Consider the following 12,845-nt stretch of genomic DNA (forward strand, 5'->3'; position numbering starts at 1 on the left):
TTAAAATGTTACTTTGATACCTGCATTATAAATACGCGTCTGAGGATAAGTCTGAATGTTGACATCACTATTCTCCGGATCCACATATTTCAGCTTGTCAAATGTCAAGAGATTATATCCACCGATATATATACGCACATTCGTAATACCTACCGAGGCCAGCCAGGGTTTGGGGAAAGTATAACCTATCTCAAGATTCTTCAGGCGAAGAAAAGAAGCATCCTTGTGCCAAAAGTCGGTAGCCCCATAGCGTATTCCTATGCGTGGCCATTCGGCGTCGGTGCGGTCAAGCGTCCAGGCTTTTAGTGCTGCATCCCTGTCGATGTTGCTGAAGTTATAGTCTATGAGCGGTTCATAGTAGAACTTGGCACGGGCCTGACCTTGCAATAGCATCATGAAATCGAAATTCTTCCATTGCGCATTAAAGGTTACACCAAAGACAACCTGCGGGATAGTTGTCAAGTCGCTCCGCTGCCGGTCATAGGTAGTAATCTTGTCGTCCCCATCAATATCCTCATAAATCAACTGTCCCAAAGTGGCACCGCTGTAAGAGGGATAATTCTTCAAATCCTCTTCCGTACGATAGATACCAATAGCATGATAGTAAAGACTCGAACCCATAGGATGGCCTGTCTGTTGCAAATACTCATGGCCTTCGCCCCACGGAGTCTCATCCATAAACTTTATCTTGTTTTTTGCATACAGGAAGTTGGCCGCTATGCTATACATAAAGTCTCTATTAACATGCTTCTGATGTGAAAGCTGCAACTCAAAACCGCCGTTGGTAACGATACCAATATTCTCGTCCGGCAAAGAGGTCAGACCCGTATAAGCCGGTACCGACGCATTACGCTGAACAAGAATGTTTGAGCGACGGGTATGGAAGAACTCCAACTCCCAGGAGAAAAGTCCATTCTTGATATTTCCGTCGAGACCTATATTCCAAGTTTTCGCAACCTCCCATGTAACATTAGGGTTACCGACTATGCCAGGAATAATAATATTCGCATCTGCTCCGCCAAATTGAGTGATATAATTATACAAGTAATTGGTAGAAGTCGTGTAGCTATAAGTCGTCAGATACTGGAAGGCAGAGATGTTGTCATTTCCCTGTTCTCCGTAAGAAGCTCGAAGTTTCAAGTTGGTGAGCCAACTACCCCATGCCTTTTTAACAAAAGGTTCTTCCGAAATGCGCCATCCTGCGGAAATGCCAGGGAAGAATCCCCAACGATTACCCTTGGCAAAGTTTTCCGATCCGTCCCAACGGAAAATAAACGACAGCATATACTTGCTCATATAGTCGTAGTTTATACGGCCGAAAAAGCTCCGGCGTGCAGTCTCCGCTGCATTGCCCGTATTGCTCCAATAGTTATGGTCGGCTGTCCCAGCAAAAAGCTGATCCAATGCGTCCGATCCGAAGCTTGAGCGACCGGCACTAAAACGATCTATACGATACTGGTTTTGCTCACCGCCAAACATGAAGCTTACATGATGGTCCTTTGCAAAAATCCGGTCATAGTTAATCTGACCGTTCAGCGTCAGACTATGCCAGCCACGATAATACTCATCAAGAGACGGCGATGGCCAATAGGTAGAAGTCCTCTCCGTATACTCCCCGGACACTTCATCGTAAGACCAATAGTTCCAAGGAGTCTTCCAGTTCTTTTCGTAGCTGTTTGTCTTATCATAAGCGAGATGTCCTTCAAGCGATAGACCCTTGATCCATTTATCCAGATTGATTCTTGCAGTTAGAGTCGTATTTAAAGTATGAATTTTCGTACGGTCATAGCCTGTCAGATTCTGAACCATGACGGCCGGATTCAAGCCCCCACGCAATCTGCCATCCGGGAAATAAGCAGCACTTGTGGGCTTTGCCCTATAAGTAACCCAGAAGATACCTGACTGATCACTTGGAAATGCCGAATAATGCTTATTCTGTTCCCGTGCAGACATATCAAACCCAATGGAAAGCCAGTCGGTTACATTAAAGTCAAGGTTTGTGCGCATGTTATACTGTGTATAATTTGTAGCACTCTTGCGATAGATACCATCCTGATACTGACCATTCAAAGAGGCGAAATAGGTAAACATTTCAGTTCCACCCTGTGCCGTAACCCCATATTTGTGCTGCAAAGAAAGGGGCTTGATAACTTCATCATACCAGTCGGTATTCGGATACATGACAGGATCGGAGCCGTCTGCATACTTCTGTATCATCTCGTCCGTATAAGATTGCGGGTCGCCCTCTATAGCCTGGTCAGCATTCACAGCTTTCGTAAACTCCACGGCGTTCGCCATCTTGGGCAGACGAGTCGGCTGCTGCATACCGAGATCATAAGAGAATATAATCGTAGGCTTCGCGCTTTTTTGCCCACGCTTTGTCGTAACGAGAATGACACCATTGGCGGAACGAGAACCGTAGATAGCAGCACTGGCATCCTTCAAAACTGTTACACTCTCGATCTCATCACCAGACAGGCGGCCGAATTCATCACCTCGTCCCGCCACACCATCGATGACTATCAAGGGCTTATTATCTCCTAAAGTACTGCGACCACGAATATACATGATAGCATCATCATTGCCAGGTTCTCCAGAGCGATTATTGACAATGACACCAGGAAGCCGGCCTGCCAGTCCTTGCGACAGGTTTACCGATGAGTTAGACTCTAATATCTTACCAGATGTAGTTGCGGTGGAGCCCGTCAAGGTAACCTTTTTCTGGGTGCCATAGCCGATGGCCACGACTTCATCCAGTTGGTTCACATTCTCTTTCAGAACAACCTTAAAATTTTCCCGATCCTTAACGGAAATGGTTTGTGTAAGATACCCTAAATAAGAAATCTCGAGCTCACTACCTGAACTTGCCAAAAGGCTGAAATTACCGTCAATGTCCGTTACCGCATTTGCATCTTCGCCTTTTAACTTGATAACAGCCCCTACGAGCGGGTCTCCCTTTTCATCGACTACTCGTCCTGTTATTCTTTTCTGTGTACCGACAGGCCTCTGTTGGGTCTGCCGAGGAGAGTGAGCTCTCTTTATCGCAATCATGCGATTCTTGATGTCAAAAGTAAGATCCTTGTCCAAAACTCTTTCAAGGACTCTTCGTAAAGGTGTTGCCTCAAATTCGTCGGTAATCCGCTTGTTCACATTCACCTCTTCTGCTTCATAGGCTATCGAATACTTCGTTTGCCTCTCAATCTCTTCCAGAACAGACTTCAAGGTCGCATCCTTAAACGATTTGGTGATTGTCTGGGCACCGGCAGCGAGTGAACACAGGCATAGAATGGCAAGTGCCATAAGACGCCATTTCCTCGTTTGGGTTCGATTCATAATAAGATTCATAATTAGGTTTGTTTTAATTATTAAGTTTAGTTCAGGTTTATATGATGTTTATTACGGTTTCTGCATTGACTTGATATAGATGTCCTTGCCCTTTCTTTCTACTTTGAAAAGCGCAATTGACTGCAAGGTGGAAATAACATCGTTGATGGTCTCCTTGTTCCGTAGGGAGATTGTGAATTTTTTCCTATATAGTTCGGGAGAGAGGACATGAATCCTCACGGCATAGGTACGGGAGAGGATTCTTGCTAAATTGCCCATCGAGATTGCATTGTAATTAAGTCGGTTGCTGATCCATGCATTCGGCTCATTGCCCATTCTGGACTTGGACAGAATGCCAGATGCCGCATCAAGGGTCGCGACCTCACCGGGCTGGAGAACAAGCCGTTCTCCAGCCCGGTCGATTTCAACCTCGCCTGACAACAAAGAGGTAGAAATGAAAGGATCGTCTTTATAGGCTTGTATATTGAAATGTGTGCCCCTGACGGTAACTTCATAGCCGCTTGTATGGACCACAAATTTCTTGCCCTCGTGTCTGGTAACCTCGAAATACCCCTCGCCTTCCAATGACACACGGCGGTTTTTCTTGTTGAAGTTGCTGGCATAGGTAAGTCTGCTCCCCGCATTCAACCAAACCACGGAACTGTCGGGCAGCATGAGCTTCATCTTGCTCCCATAGGGGACGCTCGCCACATAGTAGTCAGGATTTCTGTTCTCCAGGAGAAGCCATGTGACGAAAGAGGACATCGCTATGAAAGCGACCATGGCAGCAGCCTGCAACAAGCGCATGCGGATTACACGGCTACGATGACGCTTCGCCTTCTGTAACCGGGCTGCATCTTCAAGAGCCTCGTCCATGAGTTCCCATTCTTCCTTTGTATTGCCAGAGACCTCATAAGCATGCTCCCACTCCTTTTCCCACTGGCGGAAAAGAGCACGGTTGGACTTGTCTGCCCTGACGAAATCTGCCAGCTGACCATCCTCGTCTTCCGAAGTCTTGCCCTCGAAATAGCGTTTCATCAGAGTATATATGTCCTGTAGGTTGTGGATATCTGTCATGAAATAATAGATTGGTTTCATAATGATGATGCCTGAAGAAACAAAAACCCTACGCAGACCTAAGAAAAAGTTTCTTTTTTTCTATTTATTCGCCATAAATTTATAAATTTGCATTAGATATCATATATTACCATGTCAAAATATGAGGATGCCGAGATACTGATGCGCGAAATCCGAATGGGGAAATCGAGTGCCTTTGAATATCTTTTCAAAGTGTATTATCCTCGCATGCACAATTTTGCCATCCGCTATCTCAAGCAGGAAGACACGGTGAGAGATGTCATCCAGAATACCTTGATAACCCTTTATGAAAAGAGAGACTCTTTCTTCGGTGCCACCCCTTCGGGCATTCTATTCACGACCCTTCGCAACCAATGCCTCAGCGAACTTCGGCATCAGGCTGTAATCAACGACTACAAAACGGACTTCGTGAACAAACACAAGGGCGAGGAGCTATATAATATGGATTTTCTTGGCCAACCCGACAAAACCCTCCTCTACGAGGAACTTATCCAGCAAGTGAACGAAATACTGGATTCCCTCTCTGAACGCAGCAAGGAGGTTTTTGTCTTGAGCCGTATGGAAGGACTTAAGAATAAAGAAATCGCTGAAAAGCTGGGGCTTTCCGTCAAAACAGTAGAAAAGCATATCACCATCGCCACCAAGACTCTCAAGAATGCCCTAAGCGATAAAGAGTTCTTCATTGCGTTGATCTTGCTGGCGCATTTCCCCTGTCCTTAAAATCCGCTAAAGGTTTTCAGACCGACCCAAAACATCCCTGCTTATCCCAAGATTTTCCAAATATTCATTCTGATAGAGCCAGATTACTTTATCAGAACACAGGTCTCATTGATTACTCTTCCTATTATACATTTTTGTTGACTTTTATGAGTCAACCTTTTTTTCAGCTGAGACCTTCGTGCGAAACTTGGTTTTATGATTAGCTTAATACTTTCTCATCTGTTTTTCGTTACTGTGTGCAGAATTTTTCCTTCCTTGTTAATCATATACATAACTAATGCTGTCTTTGAGGCGGAGAACACAGAGAATCCTGACTCTGGGCTGCAGAATACTGTTCCCTCTATGGGGTGCACCTTTCGGGACAACGATGCCGAAGAATTGACCACATAATCGATAGGGTCGTCCTTCATTCGGATGTGCTGGAAATTATGAATATGCCCACAGGCATACATCGCCACATTCTTGTGCTTCTTCAGCACGGGCAACAGACGGTTCTGAAGGTCAGTGCGTTCTGACTGGCTCTTTGGCGTTTCTGCGTAAATGGGATGATGCCCGAAACAAACCACCCAATCCTCGTTTGCATTCGTCAGTACGCTGTCGAGCCACACGAGCTGTGCCTTATAGTCTTGCTTGTATGCATCAGGATAGGTAGTACGGTCGCGGCGATACTTCTCTATCATCGGCGGTGTGTCCAGCATAACTATTCGCACCGACACACCGTTGTCCTCCAGCACCCGGGTGTAATACCGCGCCGGCATCACCCACCGTCTGCTCACCTGGGAATAGTCCAGACAGGCCTGAGTGTTTCCCCGATACTCATGATTGCCCAAGACGGGAAACCAGTCGAGCATCAGTTCGGGATGGGAATAGACCAGCTCATAGTTGGTCAGCCATAGGGGATCGTTCACAGAAACCACGCCATTGAAGTGGTGTACATCTCCCACGGCAACCATGCATTCGGGCTTAACCGTTTCGCCCATCGTCCCCATCATCTCAGCAATGGGCTTTTGATCATAATATCCATTCCGGCCATTGTCGTTCACCATATAGAAAGTCAAATCGCCTTTCATCCGCTTCCATTCTGCCGGTGTCTGGGCATGAATGCCCCCGATAGAAAGGAAAACCGTGAACGCTATCAGTATCAATTGTATTTTTTTCATATCTGCTTATTGCCCTTTCTGCACAACTGGCCAACTTGATCGTACCAATCTGCTGCCGTATGCAAGAGTCTTCTAATTCTTACTATAATTCACTATTCATTCACTCTGCCAGGTTAAAGATTGATTTTCACTCCGCAGTTGAATCTTACACCGTAGTATTCCACCTGCATGGTCCGGTTCTTATCTCCCTGATAGTAGCGCAAGGGCTGGTTCAGCAGGTTATTGGCCTCAGCAAAGAAGGTGGTTTTGATTTTTTTCCCGAAAGTATAGCTGGCATTGAGATCCAAGTAGTTCACGCTGTCGTAGTAGCGATCGAGAACGGCCTCTGTCCCCATCTCGTCCACAAAACTGGAGGCCACATTGTAGGACAAGCGCACATTCAGTCCCCATTTGTCAAAATAGAGCGACGCATTGCCCGTATGAGCCGGTGTGCCCTGCATCTTGATATCTTCGCCCGGCTCCACCATGCGATGCTCAAACTTGTAATCGCGTGTATTACTGTGCGTATAGGTGTAGGTTCCATAGAATCCGAGGCATCTCAGTACCGGTGTGATGAAACCAAAGTCGCGCTCGTAAGCCACTTCGACACCGAAGATGGAAGCGTTGTATCCGTTTACCGGTTTGGAGATTCTATAATCGTCTGCCGTGGGAATCTCCGCTGCGCCACCCTTCCACGACTCTTCAACTATCACATTGTGCAAGTCTTTATAGAAAAGTCCAAGGCTGGCCAGTCCCACACTTTTGAAGTAATATTCTACGCTCGCATCGAAGTTGTAGGAGGTGGTGGGCTTCAGATGGGGATTACCTATCGTTGCTTCCTGGTCGGCCATATTGTAGCTCACATTGGGAATCAGATGCGAGTATTTAGGCCGTGCGAGTGTCTCGGTGAACGAGGCGCGAAGCTTAAGCCGGTCGGTCGCATCATATTTATAGAGCAGGCTTGGTAACCAGTTGGTGTAACTGTTAGACTCTCTGCCTGTGGAAACCAGACTTTCGTTTTCCTTTTCATCCACAATCCAATTAAAACCCCTGTATTTCACATGGGTATTCTCCATTCTCAGACCCGCCATAAGAGTTGAGCGATTTCCCAGCCGGATGTCGTAGCGAAGATAAGCACTCGTAACATTCTCACGAGCATCGTAGTTCCCGGCTGCGTCTTCCAGTATCTCTTCGCCCTTCATCTGGCTGAAATCGATTGAAGCAAGATAGGCATTTTCTACGAACGGAGTACCGATAGGATATTGGCTTCCCGGCATGAAGCCCTCTCTGATTTGTGTAGTCAGATGGGAATACCAATCTTCGTTGTAGGTGTCGGTATAATCGAAATTGTGCGTCTCGCGGTCTTTTTTCTTCGTCACATACTTACCGCCGAACCTCAGTTCGCCGTATCGGGCACCCTCGCCAAGTGGGAGATTAAAATTAAGCTTCAGCTTCCATTCGTTTTCTCGAATCTTCTCGTCAGAATTGGTGAGTTCGTCAATCTCCCAATCGCTGTTCACCGCAGGGATAGGCTTCGTGGAATAAGGCTGTTCACCGTTCACATCCTCAAATGCTTCGCTGTGGGCATCCTTAATGGCGATGCCGAAATAGCGTTCATTGGGACGATCCTCGGTGGCACGCGAATAAGAAGCTCCCCAGTTCACTCCCAATGTGCCCAGCTGATGCTCACCACCGAGCGAGAGGTCAAGTGTCTGCTGGAGTTCCAGGCGTCGGTTACGGTCGTCCTTATCGTCGCCACCTTTTGTTTGCAACACCACGCTCTGCTTGCTGGTTTTTTCGTCCAGCTTCTTGTATGTTATACGGTAACGGTTCTCCCAATCATGCCGGCGGTTGTAGATGGCCTTGAAGGTAAGCTTATGATTGATGTTGAATCGGTAATCGAAGGCAGCCGAATAGCTCTGACGCTGGCGGGTAACATAGTATTGACGCACCTCACCCTTCGTCAGAACCACCTCCCCTTCGTCTACATCGTATTCGAACTCCGTATTGTCCGAACCGCCTGGAGCATATTGATAGGAAGCTGCCAGCATCATCCCGAGCTTACCATCGAAAAATCGATTGCCATAAGTGAAACCCAGATTCCACTGTGGCTTTCCGCTGATCCAATTGTAGCCCGTACCTACCATGGCACTAACAACCTGATGGTTGGGAGTATTCTTCGTGATGAGATTAATCTCCCCTCCTATCGCATCACCGTCCATATCAGAAGTCACCACTTTGTTCAACTCGATGGTCTGCACCATATCGGCAGGAATCAGGTCGAGTTGCACATTGCGCGTATCGCCTTCTGCAGAGGGAATCCGATTGCCGTCTACTGTTACCGAGGTGAGGTCGGCTGATGTCCCGCGCACCTGTCCAAAGCGCGCCTCTCCCTGGTCATACTGCACATTCACTCCATTGATACGCTTTAGTGCATCGCCAATATTGGAATCGGGGAACTTGCCCACCTGATCGGCTGAAACAACATTGACCACCCCCATCTTATTTTTCTGCTGCTGGATAGCGCGGCGATGATCCGTGAATGCCCCAAGCACTGTAACTTCACTAAGTTCCGCACCTTCCGTGAGCACAAAATTCTGCTCCACCGTTCCATTTTTTTTCACGCTCACCGTCTGGGTGATTGGCGTATAGCCAACATAAGAAATCCTAATCGTATAGGTCCCCGGCTTCAGATTAGGCAAAGTGTAGTAACCATTCACATCGCTTGTACCCCCTACTTTCATTCCCTCAATCGTAATCGTAGCCCCAGGTAGTGTTTGTTTGTCGGCATCCATTACCCAACCCTTAATCGAACCCAAATCGGGATTAACAGTCCCTTCAACAGCAAATGAAACAAGACAGTGTACTGACATCAGTACTGCTATCATTACGCCTTTCATCATTTTCAACATAAATTCTATTTGTTTTCTATAAAATTTAGTACAAAGATAGCCTGCCCATGTTAAAAAGGCATGTCATCCTTATTAAGATTCACTAACAATCGATTGGGGATGCTTATGCATGCCTCACTGCATATTCGAAAGTCGAAACCATGCCTTCCCAATGATATATAAAAAAAATGGCCGCCGACACTCTGTGGCAGCTGCCATTCCCTCCTTCTATTACCGTAATATCTTACTTACATCACCTCTTAAAAATATTCTATACTGAATATCAGCAAGCCCAGAATATAAACCAAAAAACAAACCTAATTAAACATTTTGCTCTATGGAGCCTCATCCATCAAACTACTCCTAACTTTCTGTGTATTAAACTGCTTCCAATACTTTTCTGCTCCATCTAATTTATATACGCTTCATTCTGTGTCCCATACTATTCTTCAGATTCTTAAAGGAATCATATTTTTTAATAGAGTCTTTTCTTTCATTATCAATTTTTCATTAACTTTGCACCCACAAAATTTATCCTTATATTGCCATAATATATATAATGAGAAAACCAAAACATTTTTATGCCATTTTTCTGGTGTCTACAATGCTATTGATGCTGTGCCTGCCACTTTTTGCGCAGGATAGGGATGGAAATACTTTGCGTATAGCTACTTACAACATTCAGCATGGAAAGGGCATCAGTTCAGACACGCTATCTTCCAAGAAACAACTTGCATTGATAGAGAGGATAAATCCCGACCTTATTGCTATTGAGGAGGTGGACAGTATGACTACGCGGACACCCGGGCGCTTTCTACTCGGTGAGTATGCTTAGTGGCTGGGGATGCATGGCTATTATTCTGCCGCCATTCCCTTCGAAGGAGGTAAACATGGAATGGGCATTCTGACCAGAGAGCGTCCTTTGCGCGTAAGGCGTCTTGCTCTGCCAGGAACAGAGGAAGCCAGAACATGTATGATTGCGGAATTCTCGGAATATATTTTTTGTGGTACCCATCTGTCAGTCACAGATACTGACCAGATTGCCTCGTTGCAGATCATTGTCAGAGAGGCGGAGAAGACCGGGAAGCCTTTCTTCCTGGCAGGAGACCTTAACTGTGAACCTGGCAGCAGAACAGGGCAGTGGCTGGGACGGAACTTCATCCTACTCTCTGATACAGCACATCATACATGGCCCGCAGACAAGCCTGTGAAGACCATAGACTATATTGCCTTATACAAAAATAATGCCGCGAGGAGTATAGTAAAACTAAAGACAAGGATGATGGACGAGACCAAGGCATCAGACCATCGGGCTGTCTATGCTGACATACGGTTCCGTATTTCACCGGAGAAGCTCTTTTTCGGCGAACCATACTTGCAGGACATGACCGATGACGGGATTACAGTAATGTTTCAGACTCGGACACCAGTGTCTACTTGGATAGAGTATGGGACTGATACCTTGCATTTGCAGAGTGCCCGAACTCTCTTAGCTGGACAGGAACCTTGTCTGGGCTTGGAGAACAGTATCCGGCTTGATGGTATCCAACGCGATGTGAAATACTACTACAGGGTGTGTGCCCGTGAGGTGCAACTTAATGAGGCATATTATAAGATACTGGGCAATACTGTTAAAACTCCGTTCTATAGTTTCACCCTTCCTTCCAGTCATACTCAGGACTTTACGGCTTTTGTCATGAACGACTTGCACGAGCGCGATGATGTGATGCAACGCTTGCTAGAGGTGGTGCGTCAAAAAGGGTTCTCACATTTTGACTTTGGATTTTATAATGGCGACTGCGTACCCGATCCCTACGGACAGGAACATACGATAGTCCGTGTGAACAAACTCATGACAGCAGTTAATGCTTCGGAATGCTTTACAACACTGATCCGTGGAAACCATGAGATACGCAATGCTTATTCAGCAGGCCTTGTTTCGCTCATGCGCAACTTTGGAGGCAAGACCTATGGTGCTTTCACATGGGGCAATACGCGTTTTGTCGTACTCGACTGTAGCGAAGACAAGCCAGACAGTACATGGGTTTATTATGGCCTTAACGACTTTTCGAAGTTGCGTAAAGACCAGGTGGAATTTCTGAAAAAGGAAATTTCATCCAAGGCTTTCCGCAAGGCACACCACCACATTCTCCTCAACCATATCCCCATTTGGGGTGAAGATGATGTTTATACTGACGGATTCCATCCATGGACTGCGCTTTGGGAGCCATTGCTGAAAAAGGCAGGATTCGACATCGATATCGTGGCACATGCCCATAACTATTATTTCTACGAGAAAGGCGTCAAAGGCAATCCTGTCCCTCAGTATGGAGGTGGAAGTCCGTCACTAGGAAGTCAAGACATAGGTACAATTGCCATTCTGCAGAGCCGTGGTGAAAGCCTTCGCCTGATAGTGTTCGATGCGGCAGGCAATAAACGGCTCGACAGGGAATTATAATAATGGTGATAATCTGAGGAACTTAATACTGCTATTCTTTGCAGTGTTTACATGTCTTTTGTCAACGCAGGCTTTAAAGCGCACCCGAAAGTTGGACATTAAATTATCCAACTTTCAGGCAGCAATATAGATTTATCTATCCTTACTTCACCTTCCTAAATATATCCTATATTGATTATCAATGCTTTATATTCGTATGGTACAAAAATGTTTCTTTAATTTGAGTAGTATTGATTAGAAATCATCTTGGATGTTATCACTTTTATATTTATTAAGACCTTTATCGTGTAGGTGAAATATCATAACCTGATGCATCGTTTTCACTCTTATCATACGCATTGTCAATATAAAACTACGGATTCTTCAAGAAATCATCTTCTTCTACAAAAGCTATATACGAACCAGTTAGGGCATCTATACATTTACATATATTACAAGAGTATTGTTGAGGATGTTGATTGAATCTGTTATTGTTTATTATATCAAATACTTTTTCGGTTTTATAAGTTCTAACCCGACATCCATCAGAATTAGTTTGAATCTGTTTAAACCAGTCATACCCTCCATTGCTTTTCATTATCACTCCAACAACTCCATTCCTTTGGGAAGTTCTATCTTTTCTTGATATTTTCTTGAGACAATATTCTATTTCCCAATCTATCCAATTACTCTCTTTCATTTTTGGCGAAATTATAACAATTGTGACAGAGGTGTCAAACATCATATCTTTTAGATTCTTCTTAATATTTTCAGTAGAAGTGTCCGTCAAATCAAGAGAATCACTTGTTTCCCCTTGGTAATACTTAGCATCATCTCCAAGTACTTTTATAATATTATCTCTTAGAGATTGAGCTTCACTATATTTATACGAAATAAAAGTTTTATGGGCACAGTTGCAAATATCCGTGGCATAATTTTGTAGTATAGGCCGATATTTTCTTGTTTGATGCTTAAAAGTTCATGAGATGCATTAACTTTGCACCCATGAGTAAGCAAACAGCATTTGATTACAAGATTCTGGCCAGTTACCTTCTTCCCAAAGGTATACTTGAGTTCTTTGACGTGACAGACGTTCGTGAAGACCACACAGGCATTATTGAAGAGACTAGTGATGAGCGTGTCCTTCTCCATATCTATCTTGACGAGAATGACGCTCGTGAAGAAGAGTGGCATGACCTTAAGCCTAATGGTTTCACAGAAAGCCGTCAGGTTAAT

The 12,845-nt window shown here is 45.2% G+C and carries 7 protein-coding genes and 1 pseudogene; 3 read left to right on the forward strand and 5 right to left on the reverse strand.

The window, feature by feature from the left end; translation table 11 throughout:
* The gene (locus BM114_RS08045) at window positions 1–3,333 is read right to left on the reverse strand and encodes a SusC/RagA family TonB-linked outer membrane protein (protein ID WP_177207080.1); all 3,333 of its coding nucleotides are present in this window, start codon (window positions 3,331–3,333) and stop codon (window positions 1–3) included.
* Window positions 3,334–3,396: 63 nt separating this feature from the next.
* A complete protein-coding gene (locus BM114_RS08050; RefSeq protein WP_092112244.1) occupies window positions 3,397–4,422 on the reverse strand; it encodes a FecR family protein in 1,026 nt (341 codons plus the stop codon).
* A gap of 111 nt (window positions 4,423–4,533) precedes the next feature.
* Here BM114_RS08050 and BM114_RS08055 point away from each other — a divergent pair, with 111 nt between their 5' ends.
* Window positions 4,534–5,142, forward strand: a complete 609-nt coding sequence (locus tag BM114_RS08055; RefSeq protein ID WP_092112246.1) for an RNA polymerase sigma-70 factor — start codon at window positions 4,534–4,536, stop codon at window positions 5,140–5,142.
* Window positions 5,143–5,357: 215 nt separating this feature from the next.
* Here the strand turns inward: BM114_RS08055 and BM114_RS08060 are convergent, their stop codons facing one another.
* A complete protein-coding gene (locus BM114_RS08060; RefSeq protein ID WP_092112248.1) occupies window positions 5,358–6,302 on the reverse strand; it encodes a metallophosphoesterase in 945 nt (314 codons plus the stop codon).
* 113 nt (window positions 6,303–6,415) lie between these two features.
* Complete coding sequence (locus BM114_RS08065) at window positions 6,416–9,193, reverse strand: TonB-dependent receptor (RefSeq protein WP_092112250.1); 2,778 nt, start codon at window positions 9,191–9,193, stop codon at window positions 6,416–6,418.
* A gap of 823 nt (window positions 9,194–10,016) precedes the next feature.
* On the opposite strand from BM114_RS08065, the gene BM114_RS08075 reads away from it, so the two are divergent.
* Complete coding sequence (locus BM114_RS08075; protein WP_255406467.1) at window positions 10,017–11,630, forward strand: endonuclease/exonuclease/phosphatase family protein; 1,614 nt, start codon at window positions 10,017–10,019, stop codon at window positions 11,628–11,630.
* Window positions 11,631–11,982: 352 nt separating this feature from the next.
* Here BM114_RS08075 and BM114_RS08080 read toward each other — a convergent pair whose 3' ends face one another.
* Window positions 11,983–12,555 (reverse strand): TIR domain-containing protein, encoded by a 573-nt coding sequence (locus BM114_RS08080; RefSeq protein WP_369808413.1) that lies wholly within the window; start codon window positions 12,553–12,555, stop codon window positions 11,983–11,985.
* Window positions 12,556–12,614: 59 nt separating this feature from the next.
* On the opposite strand from BM114_RS08080, the pseudogene BM114_RS08085 reads away from it, so the two are divergent.
* Window positions 12,615–12,845 (forward strand): annotated as a pseudogene (locus tag BM114_RS08085) (DDE transposase); the annotation flags it as partial.

This window comes from Prevotella sp. KH2C16 (assembly GCF_900113305.1).
Lineage (GTDB): Bacteria > Bacteroidota > Bacteroidia > Bacteroidales > Bacteroidaceae > Prevotella.